This is a genomic window from Flavobacterium sp. (assembly GCF_035299005.1).
Taxonomy (GTDB): Bacteria; Bacteroidota; Bacteroidia; order Flavobacteriales; family Flavobacteriaceae; genus Flavobacterium.
In genome coordinates this window covers 89,840-113,757 of the sequence record NZ_DATGXL010000015.1, presented here as the reverse complement: position 1 = coordinate 113,757, position 23,918 = coordinate 89,840, and the positions used below count along the sequence as shown (strand labels likewise).

The following is a 23,918-nucleotide window of genomic DNA, read 5'->3' as shown; positions in this document are numbered from 1 at the left end:
ATATAATGGAAACTCAATTTATTAAACGATTTCACCACTGCCTAATTTTATTATTTTGGGTTTCCATTTCTTTTTCTCAGGCGCCTGAAGATATGGTAACTATAGGAGCTGGAAGTTACGTTCCTTTATATGGAACAGCAGATAAAAAACCAGTTAAAATTCAATCTTTCTTTTTAGATGTTTATCCTGTTACCAACCAAGATTATTTAGAGTTTACTAAATTAAATCCAAATTACAGAAAGTCTAAAATTAAACGATTATTTGCTAATACTACTTATTTATATGAATGGAGTGGAGATTTGAGTTTTGGGAATTTAAATTCAAATGCACCAGTTACAAATGTTTCTTGGTTTGCAGCAAAAGAATATTGTGAGTGTCAAGGTAAAAGACTACCAACATTAGATGAATGGGAATATGTCGCCATGGCTGACGAAAAAAGAAAAGATGCCAGAACTAGAGAAGAGTTCAATAAGTATATTTTGAGTTGGTACGAAAAAAATAAAACGTATAATAATTCAGTAGGAAAAACATTCAAAAATTATTGGGGTGTTTACGATATGCATGGTTTAGTTTGGGAATGGACTTTCGATTTTAACAGCATCTTTTTATCAGGAGAATCCAGAAAAGATAAAGATACCGATAAGGATTTGTTCTGCGGAAGCGGTTCTGTCAATGCAACCGATTTAATGAATTATGCCGCTTTTATGCGTTATGCTTTTAGAGGCAGTATAAAAGCGAATTATACTACAAAAAATTTAGGCTTCAGATGTGCTAAAAGCATCTCTAATTGAGTTTTCTATTAAAAAAATAAGTTATGAAAAAGATGATTTTACTAGTAATTGCCTCTCTTTTTATTTTAGGATGCAATTCAAAAGAAGAAAAACAAGATATAAAAGATAAACCTATAACCGATTTATCAATTTATAATTTGCCTGAAAAATGGACCAATCAAGACGGAAAAGATATTGAACTCAAAGAATTAAGAGGAAAAGTATTAGTTATGGTGATGATTTATACTTCATGCAAATCAGCTTGTCCAAGATTAGTAGCTGATATGCGAAATATTGAATCTAAAATTCCGAAAGAATACAAAGATAAAGTGCAATTGGTTTTAGTAAGCATCGACCCAACGGTTGACACTCCAAAGCGTCTAAAAGATTTCTCTATCGAAAATAAAATGACAGGAAATCAATGGGTTTTCTTGCGTTCAAATGAAGAAAATACCAGAGAATTCGCTGCAGTTTTGGCAGTAAATTACAAAAAAATATCTCCAATAGATTTCTCACATTCCAATATCATCAGTGTATTTAATGCTGAAGGTGAATTGGCATTCCAACAAGAAGGATTAGGAGTTAGTTACGATAAAACGATTTCAAAAATCAAAGAAGAAGCAGACAAAGTAGAGTAGTGGCTTCCCTAAAAAAAATCAATACAACATGAAACTTCAAAATAAAATGCTAGTTGCAGTTGCTTTTGCAATTTCTACAGTGGGTTCTTTTGCTCAAGAGTTAGAAGTGAACCTACAAATACGACCTCGTTTTGAATATCGAAACGGGTTCAAAGAATTAATGAAAGACAATTTTTATCCCACTTCATTTGTTTCCCAGCGTTCAAGAATGAATTTCTCCTATAAGCAAGAAAAATTTAAAGCTAATGTATCGTTCCAAAACGTAAGAGTTTGGGGTGATGTGGCTACAACTTCTGCATCAGACAAAAACGGAGTAGCATTATTTGAATCTTGGATTTCTTATGATTTCAATACCAATTGGACAGCAAAATTCGGTCGACAAGTACTTTCGTATGACAATCAAAGAATCATTGGCGGAATAGACTGGCTTCAACAAGGTCAAAGTCACGATGCGGTTTTGGTTACGAATAAGAAAAATAAGTACCAATTGGATTTCGGAGCTGCATTAAATAATAACAACGAAGCTCTTTACGAATCAGCATATGTGACGAACTACAAAAACATGCAGTTTATTTGGTTCAACCAAAAATTTTCAAAACTAAGTTTGAGCTTTTTAGCTCTGAATAATGGATACCAATATGAAAATTTAACCGAAAATAAATTCCAAGTTGCCTATTTGCAAACCATCGGAACTTATGGTAAATGGTATGCTTCAAAATTTTATGGTGATTTCGGTTTGTATGTTCAAATGGGTGAAGCTGCTGTATCTAATGATAAGGTGGATGTTGGTGCCTATTATGCGGGATTTAATTTAGGATACAAATTCACCAATTCATTTAAAGCCGAATTAGGTTTCGAATATTTATCAGGTAAAGATCAAAATGATACCGATTCTAAAGTAAAATCATTCACACCATTATTTGGAACCAACCACGGCTTCAATGGTTTAATGGATTATTTCTACGTCGGAAATCATAAAAATTCCGTTGGATTACAAGATTTTTATACCAAATTCATTTACGATAAGAATAAATGGCAAGTAACATTATCGCCACACCTTTTTTATAGTGCTGAATCGGTTTATAACATGACAACTTTAGAAAAACAAGACAATTATTTAGGAACTGAAATTGATGTAACAATATCTTATAAAGTGGATAAAAATTTTCTGATTACTGGTGGTATTTCAAAAATGTTAGCTAGTGATACTATGGAAGTCTTAAAAGGAGGGAATAACAGCAATTGCAACAATTGGGCATGGGTAATGGTATCATTTAATCCGCAATTGTTTACATATAAAAAATAGGTTAATTAATTATAAATAGGGTTATTGTTAATTAAAAAAGGACTGCTAATATAAAATTTAGCAGTCCTTTTACTTTAAAAAGAGTCGCCATGTAATTATAACGACTCCGTTTAAAGAACCTAATTAACTAATAAAACTTATCTTGTAAAACAACGGCACTTGGAAACAAAATATTATTTTCTAAATGAATGTGCGCATGTAAATCTGCTTCAAATTCTTGTAACATTTGGTACGTTACTTTGTACGTGTTACAAGCATCTGTAGGCGGTGTATAATTGTTTGATAATTCTACAATTTTTTCAAATCGTTCACCTTCATTTTCATGTTCTTCCATCATCATTGCAATTGGGTTGGCTACAGAACCAAATCCAGGAATATTTATAGGTGAATTATTTCTATTGGCTTCCACCATTTTTTTGATGAATGGAAATAAAATTAACTCTTCTTTTTTCATGTGTTGCGTTAATTCATCAGCACTTCTTTTGAATAATTTTTTAATTTCAAAAAGTTCTGGATGTTGTGCACCATGTACTTGCTCTAGCTTAATTAAAAACGAAAGCAATTGCGGGATTTTCTCTTCCACATAACGATGGTGTTTTTTTTCAATATAATCAATCAGTAAATCTAATTCCCAAGATTTAAAATCAATGCCTTGATTATTATTGGTAGATGTTACTCTTTCTAATTCATCTAAAAGAGCAAATTTATCTAGTCCTTTTTTTGCACATACTTCATCAATAGTTCGGTTCCCTTTACAACAAAAATCGATACCTAATTGGCTAAAAACACCAGCAGTTCTATAATCATCTGCTACTATTGTGCCTACTGTTTTGTTTGAATCTATAACCATGTTTCTATATTTAATTTAATAAAAGACAAATTTATCTTTAATATATTTTTTATTGTATGATTCTAATCATATTTAATGATTTTTTTTGTTGGTTATTTTGCTATATAATTAAAAAGGATAAAAATATCTTTAATTATAAATTATTCTTAACTAATATCTAAAATATGTTATCAAAATCACAAGCACGAGCATTTTTTTTAGGTGGAACAGTAGTTACCTTTTTAGTCTTTATTGGATTAACTATCTATTCGTTCATGCCTAAAAATGATCAAACTTATCATGAAAAGATTGATGCAAAAGTTATTCGAGGAAAAGAAATTTGGGAATCGAATAATTGTATGGGTTGTCATACCATACTTGGTGAAGGAGCGTATTATGCTCCAGAACTTACCAAGGTAATTGAAAGAAGAGGAGAAGGCTACGTAAAAGCGGTCTTACAATCTCCAGTTCCTTGGGGGCCAAAAGGCAGAAAAATGGTCAAATACGAAATGAATGATGCCGATGCAGAAGCGATGATCGCTTACTTTAAATGGATTGGCAACATTGATTTGAATGGTTTTGATCGAGTGGTTTCTCCTTTAGCTAAAGACAAAAAATAATCCAAAATATAGAGTTATGAAATATAAATCACAAAAAGTAGCGTATTGGTTCTTTGGATTATGCATGTTATTATTTGCATTACAAATTATCTATGGTTTTATTATGGGCTTTGCCCGAATTGGAATGGATGGTCTTCATGACTTTATTCCGTTCAATACAGCGAGAGCCGTTCACACTAATTTATTAGTAGTTTGGTTATTAACAGGTTTCATGGGGGCCGCATATTATATTATTCCTGAAGAAGCGCAACGAGAATTAGTTAATGTGAAATTGGCTTATGTACAGTTGATTTCCTTAGCAGTTGTTGGAGTTTTAGCTATCGTTGGGTATCACTTTAATATTTGGGAAGGCCGAAAATTCCTCGAAATTCCAAGAGAATTAGATGTTTTGGTTGTTATCAATGTCTTATTGTTCTTAGGTTTAATTTTAACCACTTTATACAAGGCTGAACGCAGAACTACAACCGCTTTAGTTTTAACAATGGGATTGGTTTTTGCAGCATTGTTATATTTACCTGGTATGATTTGGTTCGATAGTCAAGTTACCGATTCATTCTTCCGTTGGTGGGTAGTCCATTTATGGGTTGAAGGAGTTTGGGAACTAATCATGGGAGGTATTTTATCGTACTTATTAATCAAACTTACTGGTGTTGATAGAGAAGTTATTGAAAAATGGTTATATGTAATTGTAGGATTAACGTTCCTTTCAGGTTTATTAGGAACAGGTCATCATTATTATTATATAGGAGTTAATAAAATTTGGTTAATCGTAGGTGGAATTTTCTCAGCATTAGAACCATTAGCGTTCTTAGCGATGGCATTATTCGCAGTGTACATGTATAGAAAAGGTGAAAAATCACATCCAAACAAAATTGCTTTATTCTGGACAATCGGCGCTTCTATTGTATCTTTTGTAGGAGCTGGGTTATTAGGTTTTGCACATACATTACCACAAACGAATCTTTACACACACGGAACATTAGTAACAGCAATGCACGGTCACTACGCATTCTGGGGTGCTTATGCTATGATTGTTTTAGCAATCATCAGCTATGCGTTGCCCAATTTAACAGGAAGAAAACGTTACAACAATACAAGTGGTCATATGGCTTTTTGGTTGTCAAATGTGGGAATGTTAGGAATGACGGTAGCTTTTGGAGTTGCTGGTGTTGCTCAAGTATATTTAGAACGTAAAATGAAATTAGATTTCATGGATGTTCAAAATGAAATTGCAATTCACTTCGTAGTGTTACTGCTTTGTGCAACCCTTTTTACAACAGGAATTACATTATTCATTATTGAGTTTATCAAATATGGCAAACCCACAGATGAAGCACTTGTAAAAGAAGAATAGTTATTAATTATTTTGGTTAGAAATTTAAAATTAATAGCTAACCGAGACCAAGTGCCCAGAGTTGTCGCTGCCAGCATTTGGTTTCGGTTTTTTTTAAAATAAATTGTCATGATAGTAGCAGAAAAAACAAAATTTTATAAAGCAGTAGGTTCAGAAATTGAAGTTTTCAATCAGATTAACCAATTGCAATTGCCTTTATTATTAAAAGGGCCAACAGGTTCTGGAAAGTCTCGTTTTATCGAATACATGGCGAATGAATTGAATAAAACATTAGTCACCGTAAGTTGTCACGAAGAAACTTCAGCAACCGATTTAATTGGGCGTTTCATTATCAAAGGAGCCGAAACCATTTGGATTGATGGACCTTTATCCATAGCCGTAAAAAACGGATATATTTTATATCTAGATGAAGTTGCCGAAGCACGACCAGATGTCATCGTAGCCATTCACTCCTTAACCGATCACAGAAGAGAACTTTTCATTGATAAATTAGGAGAAACTATTAAAGCACATCCTGATTTTTTATTAGTCGCTTCGTTTAATCCTGGCTACCAAAAAGGATTTAAAGAATTAAAACCATCAACTCGTCAACGATTTGTAGCACTTTCATTCGATTATCCTAATACAAAAGTTGAAACAGAAATTTTAATTAACGAAACAGGAATTGAAGCTGATATTGCTCAAAAGTTAGTTACTATAGGAACTAAAATTAGAAATCTTACCGAATTAGGTTTAACCGAAACCGTTTCTACTCGATTATTAGTTGACGCAGCCAAATTGATCAACAACGGATTACCAAAACGATTAGCGGTTCACGTTGCCGTTGTAGAACCTTTAACAGACGAACAAGAAACCATTCAAGCCTTAAAAGATTTGTGTGATTTAATGATTTAAAAGAATTGAAAAATGGGCTTTGAATTAGATGAGATTATTTATAAAAAAGTACTCAAATACTTTAAAAACAAGCGACTAAATGATGTTGAAACTCTTAGCCGTCAAATCAACTTGTCTGATATTAAACCACGATTAACACTTTTTGCAAGAGCCATCTCTAGTGCTCCAATCGAAATTTTTCCTGCCGAACGCGAAGGGGGTTACAAAAACAAAAACTTTTTCTTACCAATTAATTGTTCGCTATTTCCAACAAAAGAAGAAAATCTAAAATTCTATTTTTTTAGAACTGTGTATTTGAGTGTTCAAAAACAATTGAATTTGAATTGGGATAACCAAGACATTTTACCTGAACTTTCTTTGGAAAAAGCTACAGAAACCGCACCATTGGTTTTAGAAAAAATGTTTCAGGATTATCCATCCATGCAAGAGTTTTATTATGATGCGGTGTCAAAATTACCCATCAATAAAAAAGATCAAACCATTGATTATTCTTGGTTGTACGGAAAATGGATGAAAAATACGCACGAAATTGAAGACGAAAATGTGTTGAAAAACTTTGATGACAATACTAAGAAAATTCAAAATAACGTAGTAGCCGAAACCACACTTCATGCGAAAGCCGTTGAAGAAATAGAATCGCTTGCGATTGACAAAAAACAACAAGAAGATTACGTATTAATGCACAGTTTCGAGAAAATTGAAACAGCAGAAGAATTCAACGGAAATTGGCGCGATTTTGATGGTGCCGATGATTTAGAACAACATCAAGAAGCTTTAGAAGAAATGAACATGCGATTCACCGTTCGTGTAGATGATATGGTGCATTCTGTTTATCAAGTGGATTTTGTCGAAAATACTTCCATAGCCGAAAGTGCTGAGGTAGATGAAAAAGGCTTCCATTTAAAATATGACGAATGGGATTTCAAAAAACGAAATTACTTAACAAACTTCTGTAAAGTATATCCGAAAACCCAACTTAAAACTCACGCAACTTATTATAAAAACACGATGGCAAAGTACAAAACCACTTTAAATGGTTTACGAAAAATGCTTACTAGCGTGAATAATAAAATGCAACAACAACGAAGACAATTACAAGGTGACGCTTTCGATTTAGACGCGTTAACCGATTTATATACCGATATTCATTCTGGAAAATCGCCAGACGAACGCATTTATTTATCCCAAAGAAAGAAAAATAAAGAAATTGCTATTTTGGTTTTGTTAGACATTAGTCTTTCAAGCGATGGTTATGCCGCTGGAAATCGGGTGATTGATGTAGAAAAAGAAGTTTCCATTTTATTTGGTGAAATTTTACATGAGTTCGACATCGATTTTGCGATTGACGGATTTTATTCCAAAACTAGAAATTTTACGACTTATCTAACTTTGAAAGATTTCAACGAAAGTTGGGACAAAGCCAAACATAAAATAGGAGCCGTCGAACCTAATGGCTACACCCGAATTGGTCCCGCTTTACGTCATGCCGGCGCTAGAATGGATCAATTGGAAACCAAAAACAAATGGATTATTGTGCTTTCCGATGGAAAACCAAACGATTACGATAAATACGAAGGGCAACATGGCATTCAAGACATTAAACAAGCGCTGCGAGAATTGAATGAACGAAAAATCAATTCGTATGCTTTAGCTATTGAAGCGCAAGCCAAATATTATTTACCGCAAATGTTCGGTCAAAATCATTATCAAATATTAACGTCTCCTGAAGCTTTACTTAAATCATTGGTAAAACTTTATGAGAAAATCAAACATCAATAAAATGTCAACATCAGAAACACATACAAACGTGATTGAAGGACATCCCATTCATACTTATTTTGTAGAAACCGATTTGATTCATCAATTATTAGAAGAATTAAATGCGATCAATCCAAAAGAAGAATTTCAAAAATTTTACAATGTTTTCAATCATTTAGCAACCGTTGAACGACGTTTTGAACGAAAAGAAAATCAATTATTTCCATTTTTAGAACAAAAAGGTTGGACAGGACCATCTCGAAATATGTGGTCGTTTCACGATACGATTAGGGAAATGTTTCGCATTGTTAGAAAAAATTTAGATGACCAAGATTTTACTTCTGCCAAGCACAATGCCAATTTGATTTCTCAAAATTTATATCGATTACTAGAAGTAGAAGAAAATGTGTTATTTCCAAATGCTTTAGAAATGCTATCTGATGAAGATTGGATTAAAATGCGAAAAGGAGAAGATGAAATTGGTTGGATGTTATCAGAAGCACCACCAAAATTTCCAAAAGAATCCGAATACATTCATCCTTCTCAAGATACAGAACGCAGAACCGATGTGGTTTTCAACGAAAATGCAGCACATTACGATGAAGGCTTCATGACAATTGAACAAGTAAATCTACTTTTCAAAACCTTACCAATCGATTTAACTTATGTTGATGAAAACGATAAAGTAATTTTCTACAATCGAGGTGAAGAACGCGTGTTTCCAAGAAGTGCAGGAATTATTGGTAGGGAAGTTCGTTTTTGTCACCCACCCAAAAGTGTGGATACCGTTTTACAAATTTTAGAAGCGTTTAGAAATGGCGAACAAAACGAAGCTTCTTTCTGGATTAACTACAAAGAACGCCTGATTTACATTCGCTATTTCGCAGTTAGAGATGCTCAAAAACTATATAAAGGCGTAATCGAAATGTCGCAAGATATTACTGATATCAAACAAATTAATGGCGAAAAGCGATTATTAGAATGGAATAATTAATTTAGAAAGTTATGAGAATTATAGGTACGATTTTATTCAGCATTTTTATCATTATTATTTTTTCTTGTGAAACAACAGAGCATCATCATGTTCCAAAAACAGCAAATGAAGCTTTGAAAGAATTAATGGCAGGAAACAAACGCTACATAAATAATGCACCTATACATCATGATTTTATTGATGAAGCGCACCATTCTGAAAAAGACCAACATCCGCACACTTTTGTATTGTCTTGTATCGATTCTCGTGTACCACCTGAAATTATTTTTGATCAGGGAATTGGAAATTTATTTGTTGCTCGTGTAGCTGGAAATATCGAAGACGACAATATTTTAGGAAGCATGGAATATGCTGTTCAGGTAAAAGGAACCAAATTATTGGTTGTGTTAGGACATTCCAATTGTGGTGCGGTTCAAGGAGCAATTGATAATGTGAATTTGGGACATCTAACCCAATTAACCAATCAAATCAAAGTGGCATTTAGTAATCACAGAACGTATCCATTACCCGAACATTTATCAGATGAAACGGGTCGGTTGAACGTGCTTTCCACCATAGATCACATTCTCTCTTCGAGCAAAATTATTAGAGAATTGGTCCATCAGAAAAAAATAAAAATAGTAGGAACATTTTACGATTTACACACCGGTAAAGTCGAATTATTACAATCATGAACAAAACAAAATCTATATATTATCCACCTGGAGGAGTTTTAATTTGGATAATCATTTATTTGGAACTCATCACTTTCGGAATGGCCATTTTAGCATTAGTTTATTACGGTTCGGAAGAACGAGAATTGTTTCACAATAGCAGTTTAAAACTGAATAAAACAATTGGAACAATAAATACAATTCTGTTGTTAACCAGCGGATTTTTTGTAGCCAAAGGAATTCATTTTTTTAAAGCCGCTAATATCAAAAAGACGTTGTTTTATTTCAATTGGGCAATGGTTGGAGGTTTCGGATTTTTAGTTTTAAAATCATTTGAATATTACGAAAAATTACAAGCCGAATTGCACATGGATTATAATTCGTTTTTTAGATTTTATTGGTTATTAACGGGTTTTCATTTTATACATGTTTTGGTGGGATTGGTAATTTTATTGCTAATTACATTTTCCATCAGAAAAAAACAAACCGAAGCATCCTTTGAAGACATCGAAGCAAGCGCCATTTTTTGGCATATGTGCGATTTAATTTGGTTGCTTTTATTCCCTGTACTTTATTTACTTTTTTAAATGTAAGATTATGAAAGACACTATTTCATCTACGTTTATTTTGTTGCTAGCACTTACCGTAATCGCTGCTTTTTTAGCATTAAATGTAAGTGCAGAAATTATGGCAACAAGGGTTGTGACTTTAGCTTTAATCAAGTTTTGGTTGGTAGCTTTTCAATTTATGGAATTAAAAAAAGCTCATCCTTTTTGGAAATATTTGATATTAGGTTTTGGTGGTTTGATGGGAATAATTTTAGTGATTTTACTCTAAACTTCTCCAATTTTCAAAGCATGATAATAATCATATATTAATCTGAAGGATTATATTTTATTTGTCACTATTTATTTTGTTAAGAAATAAATCGAATGCAAATATTAACCAAGAAAACAATATGACTTTACTAAAAAGCGTACACACTTTTCACATTCCTGTTATGGGATTGGCTTTCACTATTGATAGTCCGGTGCGAGTGGCGCAATACGGAATTGATTCCGTAATTTCGATTATGGATGACGATTTGATTGAAAAAATGACCGCTTTTTATGCTGAAAAATTCAAACAACCTTACGAAGAAATCTCGCAAAAAGTAGAAGATTTTAGAGCCAAAAGAATTACCAATTATTTGAATTTACTCGATACAGTTGTTACTCAAAAATTCGAAAGTTTTAAATCAGAATTGATTGAAAAAAGAACACAATTAGAAGATTTTATCGCTATTTTGCCAACAACTTCGGAATTAAAAATCAAATTAGAGCATTTAATTGATTCAGGAAAAAACAATATGATGGAATTGAAAGCAATCTTAGACCATCATTTTGCACCGGGAAGTATCGATGTGAATATCATGACAAAAATCGATAAAGATAATTTTAATGATGACGAACAATTACCAGTAATTTACAACGATGCTCATGCTGCTTTACGAGGTTTTGTAAACAGTACCACAAATTCATCGGTAGTTTTTTCTGCTGGAATGAATCCAAGAATTTACAGTTACATGGAAATTTTTGATGCTTTTTATCCCAATGCAAACGGAGAATTTCAAAAGAGAATCATTTTAAAAGTGAGCGATTTCCGTTCAGCGATGATTCAAGGAAATTTTCTAGCTAAAAAAGGACTTTGGGTTTCCGAATATCGAATCGAGTCAGGTTTAAACTGTGGCGGTCATGCATTCGCAACAGATGGATTTTTATTAGGTCCAATTTTAGAAGAATTCAAAAATAAAAAAGATGAATTGATTCAATCAGCCTATTCACTATTTACAAATGCTTTAGCATCAAAAAATAAAATAGTTCCAAACGAGCCACCTGTTTTAAAAATCACAGTTCAAGGCGGAGTTGGAACTGCGGAAGAGCATCAGTTTTTATTAGATCATTACCAAGTGGATGCTGTGGGCTGGGGTTCGCCGTTTCTTTTAGTTCCAGAAGCGACTTCAGTTGATGCAGAAACTAGAAAATTATTAGCCGATGCTAAAGAAAAAGATTTGTATTTGAGTAAAATTTCGCCGCTTGGAGTTCCGTTCAATACGATTAAAGGCATGACAAATGATTTCTTTAAAAGCCAACGTATAGCTTCTGGAAAAGCAGGAAGTTCTTGCCCCAAAAAATATCTAGCGTTAAGTAAAGAATACAAAAAAGAAGGTACCTGTACCGCTTCAAAAAAACATCAAGACAAGAAATTAGAAGAATTAGAAGCAAAACGCAATAGTATTTCGTTCGAAGCTTACACAAAAGAATACAATTCAATCACAGAAAAATCATGTTTGTGTGTGGGATTAGCAAATGCTAGTCATATCGAATTAGGAATTCCTATTAAAGGTCAAGCGCAAGGTGTTGTGATTTGTCCTGGTCCAAACATGGCTTATTTTTCTAAAGAATTTTCATTGAAAGAGATGATTCAGCACATTTACGGCAAGAAAGAAATCGAAAATCATACCGATAGACCTAATATGTTTGTGAAAGAATTAGGTTTATATGTTTCGTATTTATCAAACCAAATTAATGAAGTTTTCGAAATTACGCCCCAACAAATTAAAAAATGGGAAACATTTAAAACGAATCTTTTAAATGGAATTGAGTATTACAAATCAATTTTTCAAGAAAAGAATTCAAAAATTCAAAACGATATTTTACAATTGGAATTACAATTAAATAAATTAGAATTTAATACAATTTCTGTTTAAAAGATAATTGCTTAATAATGAGGGTTATGTAATTTTCATAAGTAGTTTTTTGCAAAAGGCTGTTTTCAATTTTTGGAAACAGCTTTTTTTTGTTCAACAATTGTTAATAATAAAGATAAAAATATCCTTTTTTATGATTGTAATCATACTTTTAAAGCGCTCAATTTCAGAAATTTGTAGTAATAATTTTAATATTAAAATATCATGAACAAATCAATTTTACTTGTTTTATCTCTTGCTTTAGCTGTAGCATGTGGTAAAAAAGAAGCATCTGCTGAAGACAATTATCAGCCAGGTGGAGGTGAAGCAACAACAGAAGCTGCTGATCCAGCATCGTATGATCCAAAACGTGGTGAAGGAAAATTTGACACTGTTGAATTAGGAGCTACTTTAGACCAAGCTATGGCAAAAAAAGGTGAAGAAGTTGCAGGTGTAAAATGTGCATCATGTCACAAAACAACAGATGAAAAATTAGTTGGACCAGGTTGGAAAGGTGTAACTGAAAGAAGAACACCTCAATGGATTATGAATTTTATTACTAATCCAGATCCAATGATTGACAAAGATCCTGAGGTGCAAGCGCAATTGGAAATTTGTTTGGTTCGTATGCCTAATCAAGGTGTTTCTGATGATGAAGCTAGAGGAATTCTAGAGTATATGCGTAAAAATGACGGTGTGAAATAAACGTAAAAGGGTATTGTGTTAAGTGAAAGTAATACGATACCTTAATTTAACTACATATATCATGAAAAATAAATTTGTACAGGCAGTTTTAGTAATTGCCCTAGGAAGTGCTTTGGTGACTTCCTGTAAACCAAAAAGCTCAGGAGATGCTGTAAGTGGCGATGCTGCTGAGAAGGCGTATGTTGCACCAGGAAAATACGATGAGTTTTACAATTTCGTTTCAGGTGGTTTTAGTGGACAATTAAGTGTTTACGGATTACCAAGCGGACGTTTATTCCGAGTTATTCCCGTATTTTCGGTTGACCCAGAAAAGGGTTGGGGATACAGCGAAGAAACAAAACCAATGTTAAATACCTCTCACGGATTTGTGCCTTGGGACGATTTACACCACACCGAAATGTCTCAAACTAACGGTGAAGTTGACGGTCGTTGGGTTTTTGGGAATGCTAACAATACACCGCGTATTGCTAGAATTGATTTAAAAACATTTAAAACGGCTGAAATTATTGAACTTCCAAACAGTGGAGGTAATCACTCTTCTCCATTCATTACAGAAAATACAGAATATGTGGTAGCGGGTACTCGTTTTAGTGTTCCTGCCGATTATTCTAATGGAGACGTTCCAATCAACACTTATAAAGAAAATTACAAAGGACACATCAGTTTTGTAAGCGTGGATAAAAAATCAGGAGAAATGGATTTGGCTTTCCAAATTGTAACTCCAGGTGTAAACTTCGACCTTTCGCATGCTGGTAAAGGAAAATCGCACGGATGGTTCTTCTTCTCGTGCTACAACACAGAACAAGCCAACACATTGTTAGAAGTAAATGCTTCTCAAAAAGATAAAGACTTTATCATGGCAGTGAACTGGAAAAAAGCGGAAGAATATATCAAAGCTGGAAAAGGTAAAAAACAAAAAGTGAAATATGCACACAACACTTGGGATGAGCATACGCACTCTGCAAAATCTACTATGAAAGATGAAGTATTGGTTTTAGATGCTTCTGAATTAAAAGATATTTGTTATATGATTCCTTGTCCAAAATCGCCTCACGGATGTGATGTCGATCCAACAGGTGAATTTATCGTAGGTTCTGGTAAATTAGCAGCTTTAATTCCTGTATTTAGTTTTGATAAATTACAATCAGCTATCAAAGGGAAAAAATTTGAAGGCGACTATGGAGGAATACCAGTTGTGAAATATGAAGCAGCTTTACATGGTGAAGTTCAAAAACCAGGTTTAGGTCCATTACACACTGAATTTGACGGAAAAGGAAATGCTTACACCACTTTCTTCGTTTCTTCTGAAGTGGTGAAATGGGATATTAAAACGTTAAAAGTATTAGATCGTGTTCCAACATATTACTCAGTAGGTCACTTATGTATTCCTGGTGGAGATAGTAAAAAACCATTTGGAAAATACTTAGTTGCTTACAACAAAATTACAAAAGACCGTTATTTACCAACAGGTCCTGAGTTAGCGCAATCAGCACAAATATTTGATATTAGTGGAGATAAAATGAAGCTAATTTTAGATTTCCCAACTATTGGTGAGCCTCACTACGCGCAAGCAGCTCCGGCAGATTTAATTCGAAACAATGGGCAGTTGAAATTCTATAAATTAGATGATAACAAGCATCCTTATGCTGCAAAAGGCGAAAAAGAAGCCAAAGTGGTTAGAGAAGGAAACAAAGTGCATGTGTACATGACGTCTATTCGATCTCACTTTGCTCCTGATAATATTGAAGGTGTCAAATTAGGTGATGAAGTATACTTCCACGTAACCAACTTAGAGCAAGATTGGGATGTACCACACGGATTCGCTATCAAAGGTGCTAACAATGGTGAATTGTTAATCATGCCTGGAGAAACTACAACATTAAAATGGGTTCCAGATAGAGTAGGAACGTTCCCATTCTACTGTACCGACTTCTGTAGTGCATTACACCAAGAAATGCAAGGATACATTAGAGTATCTCCAAAAGGTTCAAATGTTCCATTACAATTTAGTTTAGGAACAAACGTACCAGCAACAAAATAAATTTTTAACAAAAGGGGCAAAGTAACTTTTGTCCCTTTTTTAAACTCAATTGTATGGAAACTACAAAACTTGCTTTAGTTTCAAAAATCTTTTTATTTATCATCGCAGGATTGTTTATAGGCTCTTTATTCGTTCCTATGTGGCAAATTGATTTAGATGCGCCGCAATATCCTGAAGGATTAGTTTTAAAATTACATGCTAATAAAATTGGTGGTGATGTAGAAATCATAAATGGTTTAAATCATTACATCGGAATGGCAACTTTACATACCGAGAATTTTATCGAATTTAAAATTTTGCCGTACATCATTGGTGCTTTCGCATTGATTTCTATAGCTTTAATATTTATCAATAATAGAAAATTCGTATTAGCATTTTTCGGAACCTTTATACTTTTCGTTATCTTAGCAGGAGTAGATTTTTACCGCTGGAATTACGAATACGGACACAATTTAGATCCAAATGCCGCTATTAAAGTACCAGGAATGGCATATCAACCACCATTAATAGGATACAAACAATTATTGAACTTTGGTGCGTATTCAATTCCAGATACAGGAGGATGGATGTTAGTTGGTGCTGGTGTGTTACTATTTTATATTGTATTTAAAGAATTCAAATTATTCAAAAAGAAACAAATTATATAGTTATGAAGAAGATTGTACTTTTATTTTCGTCGCTTTTTATGATTGCTTGTGTTTCAAACGAACCAAATCCAATTAAATTAAATGTAGATACTTGCGAATTTTGTAAGATGACCATTTCAAACGGAAAATTTGGAGCCGAATTATTGACCAAAAAAGGACGCTACTATAAGTTTGATGATTTGTCTTGCATGTTGTTATACGCAAAAGAAAATGCGGATGTACAAGTACAATCTTTCTTTGTTAACGATTATGCAAAAGACAATACTTTAATTCCAGCCGAGCAAAGTTTTTACTTGCGCGGTGGTTCCATAAATTCTCCTATGCGAGGCAATTTTGCAGCATTTGCATCTGATAAAGACCAAGATGTTTTTCAAAAGCAACTTAATGCCAAAATGTTAACTTGGGAACAAGTTTTCACAATGTATTAATGAAAAAAATTAGTTTTATAGTATTTCTATTGTTTTTTTCAATTGGGAAAGCGGCTACTATTAACGTAGGTGCTAACTTTCCAGTGAAGAAAATCAAGCAAGCCCTTGCATTAGCAAAAGATGGCGATACGATTCTTGTACATTCGGGCATTTATAAAGAGGGAACGATTTTAATCAATAAAAAGATTTACTTTATTGGTAAGAACTTCCCTGTTTTAGATGGCCAACATAAAAAAGAAGTATTATCTATCAATGCCAATAATGTAGTGGTAAAAGGATTCAAAGTAATTAATTCAGGTCACGCCGCTTTAAATGATCCTTGTGGAATTCGCGTTTATGATAAAAATGATGTCACAATTCAAGGGAACATTCTCGATAATAATTTCTTTGGAATTTACCTTCAAAACAGCAATAATTGTATTGTAAAAAACAATGTTGTTAGAGCTTACGGTAAAGCCGAACAGTTAATCGGTAACGGAATTCATTGTTGGAAAAGTAATAATTTACAAATCATCGGAAATAAAATCACAGGTCATCGCGATGGCATTTATTTTGAATTTGTAACCCAATCTGTAATTTGGAGAAATATCTCTAACAATAACGTTCGTTACGGATTGCATTTTATGTTTTCTAATGATGATGCTTACATAACCAATGTTTTCAAAAATAATGGAGCAGGAGTAGCTGTAATGTTTACCAAAAACGTGAAAATGTTCAATAACTATTTCGAGGAAAATTGGGGCGATTCCGCTTACGGATTATTGCTGAAAGAAATTGCAGATAGTTATATTTTCAATAATCGTTTTGCTCGAAATACATCTGGAATCTACATGGAAGGAACTTCACGAATCAAAGTTGAAAAAAATAGTTTCGAATCGAATGGTTGGGGCATGAAAATCCAAGCGAGTTGCATGGAAAACGAAATCATAAATAATAATTTCTTGAAAAACACTTTCGATATTAGTACCAATGGAAGTTTGGTTTTAAATACGTTCAATGCGAATTATTGGGACAAATACGAAGGCTACGATTTGGACAAAGATGGAATGGGAGATGTTCCGTATCATCCGCTGAGTTTATTCGCGGTGTTAACTGAAAACACGCCTTCCGCCATGCTGTTATATCGCAGTTTTATGATAACGCTGTTAGATAAATCTGAAAAAGTATTGCCAAGTATAACACCAGATAATTTTGTAGATAATAAGCCTTTAATGAAGTCACTGCCGCTATGATTGAGATAAAAGAATTGCAGAAAAAGTTTGGAAAATTTGAAGTTTTAAAGAACATCAATCTTTCTTGTAAAAAAGGAGAATGTATCGCTTTAATTGGTCCGAATGGTTGTGGAAAAACCACTTTGATAAAATCAGTTTTGGGAATGGTGTTGCCAGATTCGGGTACGATTCATTTTAACGGAAATTCCGTTTTAGGTGAGTATTTGTATCGCGAAAAAATTGGATACATGCCACAAATTGGACGATATCCCGATAACATGACAATTGGTCAAATTATCGAAATGATAAAAAAGATTCGAAATTCAGCAGATGATTTGGATGAAGATTTGCTGCACGCTTTCGAATTAGAAAAAATGTTTGATAAGCAAATGCGCACTTTATCTGGTGGAACAACTCAAAAAGTAAGTGCTGTCCTAGCTTTTCTTTTTAATCCAGATGTGCTGATCTTAGACGAACCTACCGCTGGTTTAGATCCATTAGCAGCTGAGGTTTTGAAAGAAAAAATCATCAAGGAGAAAGAAAAAGGAAAATTGATTTTGATTACGTCGCATTTACTAAGTGAATTGGATGATTTAATTACCGAAATCATTTTTATGCAAGAAGGGAAAGTACATTTTCATCAAAAAGTAGAAGAATTAAAAGCAACTACTGGTGAAGAGAAGATTTCAAAAGCGATTGCCAAAATTTTAAAGAACAAACAAAATGAACCGAATCATTAAAATCATATTATCCGACATTATCCGAAACAAAATTGTTTTGGCTTACACGCTGATTTTGTCAATTTTATCATGGAGTTCTTTTGCATTGGAAGACAATTCATCAAAAGGATTACTGACGATTTTGAATGTAATTTTATTCACAGTTCCGTTGGTTTCCATTTTATTTGCTACGATTTATTTGTACAATAGTGCTGAATTTATTGAACTTTTGCTAAGTCAACCCATCAAAAGAAGAAAAATTTGGTTGAGTTTGTTTTTCGGATTGTCATCGGCTATGGTTTTTGCGTTTTTTATTGGAGCAGGAATTCCGTTGTTAGTCAATTCGCCTGATAGTATTGGTTTTATGATGTTGCTTAATGGTTGTTTGATTTCCATAATATTTGTCGCTTTGGCATTTTTGAGTTCGATTTTGACTAGAGATAAAGCAAAAGGAATTGGTTTAGCGATTATGATTTGGTTGTATTTCGCACTATTATTTGACGGAATGGTATTGTTCTTATTGTTTCAATTAGCCGAATATCCAATTGAAAACATGATGGTAGGAATCACCGCTTTTAGTCCGATTGATTTAGCTCGAATTCAAATTCTTTTGCATTTAGATGTTTCTGCTATGATGGGATATACGGGAGCAATTTTTAAAGATTTCTTCGGAACTTCAGTTGGATTAGTAGTTTCATTTGTTTTGTTGAGTTTATGGGCGATTATTCCGTTTTTCATTTCGATGAGAAAATTCAATAAAAAAGACTTGTAATTTTTATTTAATCAAATTACAAAATGAAAACAGATATTAGAAATAGAAAAGATATTGAACTTTTAGTCGATACTTTTTATGATAAAATCAAAACCGATGCAGTTATCGGTTTTCTGTTTACCGAAATTGCCCAGGTGAATTGGGAAACTCATTTGCCTAGAATGTACGATTTTTGGGAAAATATCTTGTTCTATACCGGAAATTACAACGGAAGTCCGATGCAAGTACACAAAGATTTACATAGTAAATGTCCTATGAATCCTGAACATTTTCAACATTGGGTAATCGTATTCACCACAACCGTTGATGAATTATTCGAAGGCGAAAAAGCCATTGAAATTAAAGAGAGAGCGCTCAATATTGCGAATGTTATCATGTATAAAACGTTAGCGTAATGTACCATCATTTTTTATTAATCATTCATTTATTAGCGGCAACCGTTTGGATTGGAGGTCATCTTATTTTAGCTTTTCGTTATTTACCTGAAGCAATAAAAACTAAGGATTTAGAGAAACTTAAAACATTTAAAGATAAGTTTGAACCTATTGGAATGCCATCATTAATTACTCTAGTCATTACTGGAATTTTAATGGCGTACGATTATGATGTTACCATCACCAAATGGTTTTCCTTCTCAAACGGAATTGAAAAAGTAATTTCCATTAAACTTATTTTGTTTATTACTTCTTTAGTATTAGCCATTTCAGCCCAACTTTTTATTTTTCCAAAACTTACACATAAAAGATACCATTACGTTACGATTCTTATTGTGGTGGTGACTTTAATAGCAATTTCAATGCTGGTTTTAGGCTCCTTAATTCGATTAGGAGGTATTTAAAATAAAAAGCGTAAACTGTTGAAGTCTACGCTTTTTACCTTTATAAAAGATGAATTAATAATTGTTTCTTATTTTGGAAGTAAAACATCGCCAATTACATGGATAATTCCGTTTGATGTTTCAATGGAAGCCACAATTTCGGAACCGTTTACGAATGTTTTTTCTCCTTGTTTCGTGATTTTTACTTTTCCACCAAAGACCATATCAAATTCTTGTCCGTCTTGCATGTATTCCGTTTTTAGCGAACCCACATAAGTATGATAGCCTAGAATGTTTTCTAAATCACCTTTTTTCTCTGGTTTTAATAGCCCTTCAACGGTTCCAGCCGGTAGTTTATCAAATGCGGAGTTAGTTGGAGCAAATACAGTAAATGGTCCAGCATTACTCAATGAAGTTACTAATCCTGCAGCTTTTACTGCAGTAACCAATGTAGTGTGATCTTTGCTTCCAATTGCAGTTTGCACAATGTTTGGATTTGATGTTGCATCTACTACATTTTCTTGTCCTCCAGTTGGTACTTCTGTAGATTCTGATGTTTGTTCTGATGCTGTTTCTTCGCCTTGTTTACATCCAAAGGTGATTAGTAAACTGGCTAACAATAAAGTTTTAATGGAATTTTTCATAATTTGAATAATTTATACACACAAAGTACTTGATTATCTGCTCATTATTTTATGCGTAGAATCATAAAAAATACTTTTTTATCCTTTTTTTGTATAAAAAGTTGTCCATAAAATACTTGCGAAAAGAAGTATGGCAATTCCGAACAAAGCTTCATTTATATTAGAAATTAAAGTATAACTTAAAGAAGCAACTCCTTGAATTCCCAAAACGACTTCATTTAAAACAACTCCAATGCTAAATAAGACTAATCCTAAGATCGTTTTCTTATTTACCGGAATAAAATCATTTACATAAATGTAAAACAGCAGAAAAAGAGAAATAATAGCTAATAAAATCAAGTGTAAATAAGCAATCACAATTGGTCTAAAGCCAAAGGCTAATTTACTAATTGCAGGAACGGTAGAGCCCAATTGCAATAAGAATTTCGCACTCAAAGCAAAACTGATAAATACAATCAAATATTTTAAATATCCAGGAAGGGTAACGAATGTAAATATATTTTCTTTAAAAATAGTTTTAAACAATAAATACCAAATTATAACTTGAACAATCGCCGAAATAGCTGTTAAAATATAAATTAGTAGTGGTAAATCTAACCAAAGCGTAGATAGAAAATATCCTGCAATACACGACCAAAATAACCAAATAAACGATTGTGAATAAATGCGATTTGAGTTTACTGTTATTTTTAAATAATCCAACAACAATCCCATGCAAGCAAAGAAAAACCAACCATTGTATTGAAAATGCAAATAATAATAAATGGAAGCCAAATATTCATTCTGATGAATGTTTTTAGTTGCCATCATATAAGCCAAAGCAAAAGTTCCTAAAGACGAAATCACATTAAAAAATAATCCAGCTTTGAACCATTTTGTTGCTACAGACGAAGTTTCAATTTGTTTGCAATCTTTAAAGAAAACATAAGCAAACCAATAAGAAACAAAAATAGAAAGGGTTGAAAAAGTAATTGAAATTGCACCATAACCTTGCATAATAAAGGAAATCAGCATTACATACGAGCAAATTAAATTCCCAATTAAAATAAGATTATATTTTTTAAATGCGATTTTATTGAGTGTATCGTGTTTTTGTAAAAAAGCGACTAGTAACGTCATTAAAGTATGGGTTACCCAACCTGCAAAAGCAAAATGAGAATGCGAATGTTGTAAACTTTTTTGATCGAGAAGTGGAAATTCAAACAGAATCTTGTAACGCATTAGAAGTCCTAATAATGCAACAAGCATCAGATTAAAAATCGAAAATCGAATCCAAAAAGCGGTTTTAAATGGCATCAGTAATATAATTTGTGATTAATAATTTCCACTTTATTCATTTTACTCATTCTTGAAAGTTCTCGAATTACCGTTTCTACACGCAAACCTGTAAAGTTGGCAATTTCTTGTCTTGTAAATGCTACCAATTCTTTATTAGGACAATCGGGGTTTTTGTGCGCATTTAGAAATGCTAAAATTCTAAACTCCGGTTTTTGATTTACGATGTCTTTTGTGGTTTTGGCTTTGGTGTGAATTCGAGTTGCCATCAAATTCAAGAATTGTTTCTGAATAGAAGGATATTCTTCTAAAATCTTTAAAAACTTCTCCTTCGAAATTTTTATTATTTTCGAATCTTTAAAGGCTACGGCAGTCGAAGGATACAGTTCATCAATAAACAAAGGTGGTTCTCCAAAACTCTGACCATTTTTAAAATAGCCTTGAGTAAACTCTTTTCCTTCGTCATTGGAGTTATACATTCTTACGCAACCATCAATAATTTGATAATAAAAATTCGCCGATTCCTCTTCATGAAAAATAATTTCATTTTTCTTGTACTCTTTGGCAATAGCGCCCCAAGTAAATAATAAATCTAAATCAATCTGCATAAAGTAGTTGTGTTGAAGGCTTTAATTCTTTTAGATAAAGCACAAATTAATTTCAATAAAAGTAAAAAAAATATGACTGAAATCATACTAAACCCTAATTTATTTGATGTAAATTTGTCCCATGAAACAATTACTAATCATATTAACTGCATTAATGTTCCTTAAGCCGATACTTCCGGTTTTAGAGTATGCTGTGAATTATGATTATATTGTTACCAACCTATGTAAGAATAAATCGAAGCCCAAATTAAAATGTAACGGGAAGTGTCACTTGGCAAAACAATTGGCAAAAGCTTCCGAAAGTAATTCTGAAAATTCTTCTGAAAAAAAGATATCTTTCGAACAAACCGAAATTGTATTTTTTCAGGAAATTCAACCTATAGAAATTAGACAAATTTATTTTTTAAATAAAACTTCTATTGGTAACAATTATTCTAACCTTTACTTTCACTTGAATGATTGTGCCTTCTTTCATCCACCCACATTTATTTCTTAATTAAATATTGGTTTTTGTTAGTTCATTTTCTGAATTAACCCACTCAACTTATATCCAAATTCGCCTGAAATCAAGTGTTTCAGATGCAATTGCAATCACTTTAATTAAAAAATATAATGAAAACTTCAATAAAATATATTGTAGCCATTTTTGCTATGGCCTTAACTTTCGTGTCTTGTTCAAACGATGATGAAACTACTGTAAATGAATTAGACGGAATTACTAAATTTAAAGAAATCACTAATGATACACACACAATAGAATTGTATTCTCACATGGGAAGTTTAGAACAAGGATACAATGAAATTAGCCTACGAATCAAAGAAAACGCAACCAACAATTATATAAAAAATGCAGAAGTAAGTTGGGCTCCACTAATGCACATGACAATGATGACACATGCATGTCCCTATTCAGCAGTAGAAAAAGTAACTGAAAATGGAACTTTATACGAAGGCTATATCATGTTTCAAATGGCTCAAAATGAAACCGAATACTGGGATTTAAAAATCGATTACACTATAAATGGTGTAGATTATACTGCTACAGATGTAATTGATGTGCCTGCTTCTGCAAAACGTAAAGTAAATACATTCACAGGTTCAGATGGTGTTAAGTATTTAGTGGCTTACATTGAGCCTCATCATCCAAAAGTAGCGGTTAACGATATGAAAGTTGGTGTTTGGAAAATGCAAAACATGATGACGTTCCCAGTTGTTGATGGTTATACCGTAAAAATAGATCCAAGAATGCCAAGTATGGGAAATCATTCATCACCAAATAACGTTCATGCGACTCAAACTTTAGCAGGTGGATTATACGATGGTAAATTATCGTTAACCATGACAGGTTATTGGAAAATCAACTTACAATTAGCCAACGCTGAAGGAACTATCTTAAAAGGAGAAGAAATTACAGAAACAGTTACTGCTAGTAGTATTTTCTTCGAAATCGAATTTTAATTTTTTACTTATAAAAAAGGTCGTTATGACTTAAATAGCGACCTTTTTT

27 protein-coding genes are annotated in these 23,918 nt (G+C 32.8%); 23 read left to right on the top strand and 4 right to left on the bottom strand.

Annotation, left to right across the window (positions count from 1 at the left end):
- The first annotated feature begins 5 nt into the window (after positions 1-5).
- From VK164_RS12095 to VK164_RS12085, 3 genes are read left to right on the top strand one after another with little or no spacing between them, the layout of a single operon-like run.
- Positions 6-791, top strand: coding sequence for a formylglycine-generating enzyme family protein (locus tag VK164_RS12095; protein WP_324209598.1), 786 nt, complete (start codon positions 6-8; stop codon positions 789-791).
- Between the two features lie 23 nt (positions 792-814).
- A complete protein-coding gene (locus tag VK164_RS12090; protein WP_324209597.1) occupies positions 815-1,408 on the top strand; it encodes an SCO family protein in 594 nt (197 codons plus the stop codon).
- Positions 1,409-1,436: 28 nt separating this feature from the next.
- Entirely contained in the window at positions 1,437-2,714 is a 1,278-nt protein-coding gene (locus VK164_RS12085; protein WP_324209596.1) for an alginate export family protein, read from the top strand.
- A 127-nt stretch (positions 2,715-2,841) separates the two neighbouring features.
- Here VK164_RS12085 and ric read toward each other — a convergent pair whose 3' ends face one another.
- Positions 2,842-3,564 (bottom strand): iron-sulfur cluster repair di-iron protein, encoded by a 723-nt coding sequence (ric, locus tag VK164_RS12080; protein ID WP_324209595.1) that lies wholly within the window; start codon positions 3,562-3,564, stop codon positions 2,842-2,844.
- 164 nt (positions 3,565-3,728) lie between these two features.
- Here ric and VK164_RS12075 point away from each other — a divergent pair, with 164 nt between their 5' ends.
- The 18 genes from VK164_RS12075 to VK164_RS11990 all read left to right on the top strand — a co-directional run bounded on the left by VK164_RS12075 (position 3,729) and on the right by VK164_RS11990 (position 19,905).
- Positions 3,729-4,163, top strand: coding sequence for a cytochrome c (locus VK164_RS12075; protein WP_324209594.1), 435 nt, complete (start codon positions 3,729-3,731; stop codon positions 4,161-4,163).
- A gap of 16 nt (positions 4,164-4,179) precedes the next feature.
- Entirely contained in the window at positions 4,180-5,517 is a 1,338-nt protein-coding gene (locus tag VK164_RS12070) for a cbb3-type cytochrome c oxidase subunit I (RefSeq protein WP_133606764.1), read from the top strand.
- A 108-nt stretch (positions 5,518-5,625) separates the two neighbouring features.
- Positions 5,626-6,411, top strand: coding sequence for a CbbQ/NirQ/NorQ/GpvN family protein (locus VK164_RS12065; RefSeq protein ID WP_324209593.1), 786 nt, complete (start codon positions 5,626-5,628; stop codon positions 6,409-6,411).
- A gap of 12 nt (positions 6,412-6,423) precedes the next feature.
- Positions 6,424-8,190: a nitric oxide reductase activation protein NorD gene (locus VK164_RS12060; protein ID WP_324209592.1), complete on the top strand. Its 1,767-nt coding sequence runs from the start codon at positions 6,424-6,426 to the stop codon at positions 8,188-8,190.
- A 1-nt stretch (position 8,191) separates the two neighbouring features.
- On the top strand, positions 8,192-9,163 hold the full coding sequence (locus VK164_RS12055; RefSeq protein WP_324209591.1) for a DUF438 domain-containing protein: 972 nt from the start codon (positions 8,192-8,194) through the stop codon (positions 9,161-9,163).
- An 11-nt stretch (positions 9,164-9,174) separates the two neighbouring features.
- Positions 9,175-9,837: a carbonic anhydrase gene (locus VK164_RS12050; protein ID WP_324209590.1), complete on the top strand. Its 663-nt coding sequence runs from the start codon at positions 9,175-9,177 to the stop codon at positions 9,835-9,837.
- Positions 9,834-10,403: a cytochrome c oxidase subunit 3 gene (locus VK164_RS12045; RefSeq protein ID WP_324209589.1), complete on the top strand. Its 570-nt coding sequence runs from the start codon at positions 9,834-9,836 to the stop codon at positions 10,401-10,403. The genes VK164_RS12050 and VK164_RS12045 overlap by 4 nt, the downstream gene beginning before the upstream one ends.
- Before the next feature lie 10 nt (positions 10,404-10,413).
- On the top strand, positions 10,414-10,653 hold the full coding sequence (locus VK164_RS12040) for a cytochrome C oxidase subunit IV family protein (RefSeq protein ID WP_324209588.1): 240 nt from the start codon (positions 10,414-10,416) through the stop codon (positions 10,651-10,653).
- A gap of 121 nt (positions 10,654-10,774) precedes the next feature.
- Positions 10,775-12,565: a hypothetical protein gene (locus tag VK164_RS12035; RefSeq protein ID WP_324209587.1), complete on the top strand. Its 1,791-nt coding sequence runs from the start codon at positions 10,775-10,777 to the stop codon at positions 12,563-12,565.
- 204 nt (positions 12,566-12,769) lie between these two features.
- Entirely contained in the window at positions 12,770-13,249 is a 480-nt protein-coding gene (locus VK164_RS12030) for a c-type cytochrome (protein WP_297868302.1), read from the top strand.
- 61 nt (positions 13,250-13,310) lie between these two features.
- Positions 13,311-15,290 (top strand): Sec-dependent nitrous-oxide reductase, encoded by a 1,980-nt coding sequence (gene nosZ / locus VK164_RS12025; protein ID WP_324209586.1) that lies wholly within the window; start codon positions 13,311-13,313, stop codon positions 15,288-15,290.
- A gap of 53 nt (positions 15,291-15,343) precedes the next feature.
- Entirely contained in the window at positions 15,344-15,937 is a 594-nt protein-coding gene (locus tag VK164_RS12020) for a hypothetical protein (protein ID WP_324209585.1), read from the top strand.
- 2 nt (positions 15,938-15,939) lie between these two features.
- On the top strand, positions 15,940-16,365 hold the full coding sequence (locus tag VK164_RS12015) for a nitrous oxide reductase accessory protein NosL (protein WP_324209584.1): 426 nt from the start codon (positions 15,940-15,942) through the stop codon (positions 16,363-16,365).
- Positions 16,365-17,597, top strand: coding sequence for a nitrous oxide reductase family maturation protein NosD (locus VK164_RS12010; protein WP_324209583.1), 1,233 nt, complete (start codon positions 16,365-16,367; stop codon positions 17,595-17,597). The genes VK164_RS12015 and VK164_RS12010 overlap by 1 nt, the downstream gene beginning before the upstream one ends.
- Positions 17,594-18,316 (top strand): ABC transporter ATP-binding protein, encoded by a 723-nt coding sequence (locus VK164_RS12005; RefSeq protein WP_324209582.1) that lies wholly within the window; start codon positions 17,594-17,596, stop codon positions 18,314-18,316. Before VK164_RS12010 ends, VK164_RS12005 begins: the two co-directional genes overlap by 4 nt.
- Positions 18,300-19,067 (top strand): ABC transporter permease subunit, encoded by a 768-nt coding sequence (locus tag VK164_RS12000; RefSeq protein ID WP_324209581.1) that lies wholly within the window; start codon positions 18,300-18,302, stop codon positions 19,065-19,067. Before VK164_RS12005 ends, VK164_RS12000 begins: the two co-directional genes overlap by 17 nt.
- Positions 19,068-19,090: 23 nt before the next feature.
- Positions 19,091-19,462, top strand: coding sequence for a group III truncated hemoglobin (locus VK164_RS11995; RefSeq protein ID WP_111567259.1), 372 nt, complete (start codon positions 19,091-19,093; stop codon positions 19,460-19,462).
- Entirely contained in the window at positions 19,462-19,905 is a 444-nt protein-coding gene (locus VK164_RS11990) for a copper resistance protein CopD (protein ID WP_324209580.1), read from the top strand. Before VK164_RS11995 ends, VK164_RS11990 begins: the two co-directional genes overlap by 1 nt.
- A 68-nt stretch (positions 19,906-19,973) precedes the next feature.
- On the opposite strand, the gene VK164_RS11985 is transcribed toward VK164_RS11990, so the two are convergent.
- The 3 genes from VK164_RS11985 to VK164_RS11975 form a co-directional block, all read right to left on the bottom strand.
- The gene (locus VK164_RS11985) at positions 19,974-20,528 is read right to left on the bottom strand and encodes a fasciclin domain-containing protein (protein WP_324209579.1); all 555 of its coding nucleotides are present in this window, start codon (positions 20,526-20,528) and stop codon (positions 19,974-19,976) included.
- A gap of 78 nt (positions 20,529-20,606) precedes the next feature.
- Complete coding sequence (locus tag VK164_RS11980; protein WP_324209578.1) at positions 20,607-21,824, bottom strand: hypothetical protein; 1,218 nt, start codon at positions 21,822-21,824, stop codon at positions 20,607-20,609.
- The gene (locus VK164_RS11975; RefSeq protein ID WP_324209577.1) at positions 21,824-22,411 is read right to left on the bottom strand and encodes a Crp/Fnr family transcriptional regulator; all 588 of its coding nucleotides are present in this window, start codon (positions 22,409-22,411) and stop codon (positions 21,824-21,826) included. The genes VK164_RS11980 and VK164_RS11975 overlap by 1 nt, the downstream gene beginning before the upstream one ends.
- Positions 22,412-22,532: 121 nt before the next feature.
- Here VK164_RS11975 and VK164_RS11970 point away from each other — a divergent pair, with 121 nt between their 5' ends.
- The gene (locus VK164_RS11970; protein ID WP_324209576.1) at positions 22,533-22,907 is read left to right on the top strand and encodes a hypothetical protein; all 375 of its coding nucleotides are present in this window, start codon (positions 22,533-22,535) and stop codon (positions 22,905-22,907) included.
- 116 nt (positions 22,908-23,023) lie between these two features.
- Positions 23,024-23,869, top strand: a complete 846-nt coding sequence (locus VK164_RS11965; protein WP_324209575.1) for a hypothetical protein — start codon at positions 23,024-23,026, stop codon at positions 23,867-23,869.
- Positions 23,870-23,918: the final 49 nt, after the last annotated feature.

Excerpts from the sequence above, each read along its gene's own strand:
- VK164_RS12095 (WP_324209598.1), top strand. The coding sequence starts at position 6 with ATGGAAACTCAATTTATTAAACGATTTCACCACTGCCTAATTTTATTA.
- VK164_RS12090 (WP_324209597.1), top strand. The coding sequence starts at position 815 with ATGAAAAAGATGATTTTACTAGTAATTGCCTCTCTTTTTATTTTAGGA.
- VK164_RS12085 (WP_324209596.1), top strand. The coding sequence starts at position 1,437 with ATGAAACTTCAAAATAAAATGCTAGTTGCAGTTGCTTTTGCAATTTCT.
- ric (WP_324209595.1), bottom strand. The coding sequence starts at position 3,564 with ATGGTTATAGATTCAAACAAAACAGTAGGCACAATAGTAGCAGATGAT.
- VK164_RS12075 (WP_324209594.1), top strand. The coding sequence starts at position 3,729 with ATGTTATCAAAATCACAAGCACGAGCATTTTTTTTAGGTGGAACAGTA.
- VK164_RS12070 (WP_133606764.1), top strand. The coding sequence starts at position 4,180 with ATGAAATATAAATCACAAAAAGTAGCGTATTGGTTCTTTGGATTATGC.
- VK164_RS12065 (WP_324209593.1), top strand. The coding sequence starts at position 5,626 with ATGATAGTAGCAGAAAAAACAAAATTTTATAAAGCAGTAGGTTCAGAA.
- VK164_RS12060 (WP_324209592.1), top strand. The coding sequence starts at position 6,424 with ATGGGCTTTGAATTAGATGAGATTATTTATAAAAAAGTACTCAAATAC.
- VK164_RS12055 (WP_324209591.1), top strand. The coding sequence starts at position 8,192 with ATGTCAACATCAGAAACACATACAAACGTGATTGAAGGACATCCCATT.
- VK164_RS12050 (WP_324209590.1), top strand. The coding sequence starts at position 9,175 with ATGAGAATTATAGGTACGATTTTATTCAGCATTTTTATCATTATTATT.
- VK164_RS12045 (WP_324209589.1), top strand. The coding sequence starts at position 9,834 with ATGAACAAAACAAAATCTATATATTATCCACCTGGAGGAGTTTTAATT.
- VK164_RS12040 (WP_324209588.1), top strand. The coding sequence starts at position 10,414 with ATGAAAGACACTATTTCATCTACGTTTATTTTGTTGCTAGCACTTACC.
- VK164_RS12035 (WP_324209587.1), top strand. The coding sequence starts at position 10,775 with ATGACTTTACTAAAAAGCGTACACACTTTTCACATTCCTGTTATGGGA.
- VK164_RS12030 (WP_297868302.1), top strand. The coding sequence starts at position 12,770 with ATGAACAAATCAATTTTACTTGTTTTATCTCTTGCTTTAGCTGTAGCA.
- nosZ (WP_324209586.1), top strand. The coding sequence starts at position 13,311 with ATGAAAAATAAATTTGTACAGGCAGTTTTAGTAATTGCCCTAGGAAGT.
- VK164_RS12020 (WP_324209585.1), top strand. The coding sequence starts at position 15,344 with ATGGAAACTACAAAACTTGCTTTAGTTTCAAAAATCTTTTTATTTATC.
- VK164_RS12015 (WP_324209584.1), top strand. The coding sequence starts at position 15,940 with ATGAAGAAGATTGTACTTTTATTTTCGTCGCTTTTTATGATTGCTTGT.
- VK164_RS12010 (WP_324209583.1), top strand. The coding sequence starts at position 16,365 with ATGAAAAAAATTAGTTTTATAGTATTTCTATTGTTTTTTTCAATTGGG.
- VK164_RS12005 (WP_324209582.1), top strand. The coding sequence starts at position 17,594 with ATGATTGAGATAAAAGAATTGCAGAAAAAGTTTGGAAAATTTGAAGTT.
- VK164_RS12000 (WP_324209581.1), top strand. The coding sequence starts at position 18,300 with ATGAACCGAATCATTAAAATCATATTATCCGACATTATCCGAAACAAA.
- VK164_RS11995 (WP_111567259.1), top strand. The coding sequence starts at position 19,091 with ATGAAAACAGATATTAGAAATAGAAAAGATATTGAACTTTTAGTCGAT.
- VK164_RS11990 (WP_324209580.1), top strand. The coding sequence starts at position 19,462 with ATGTACCATCATTTTTTATTAATCATTCATTTATTAGCGGCAACCGTT.
- VK164_RS11985 (WP_324209579.1), bottom strand. The coding sequence starts at position 20,528 with ATGAAAAATTCCATTAAAACTTTATTGTTAGCCAGTTTACTAATCACC.
- VK164_RS11980 (WP_324209578.1), bottom strand. The coding sequence starts at position 21,824 with ATGCCATTTAAAACCGCTTTTTGGATTCGATTTTCGATTTTTAATCTG.
- VK164_RS11975 (WP_324209577.1), bottom strand. The coding sequence starts at position 22,411 with ATGCAGATTGATTTAGATTTATTATTTACTTGGGGCGCTATTGCCAAA.
- VK164_RS11970 (WP_324209576.1), top strand. The coding sequence starts at position 22,533 with ATGAAACAATTACTAATCATATTAACTGCATTAATGTTCCTTAAGCCG.
- VK164_RS11965 (WP_324209575.1), top strand. The coding sequence starts at position 23,024 with ATGAAAACTTCAATAAAATATATTGTAGCCATTTTTGCTATGGCCTTA.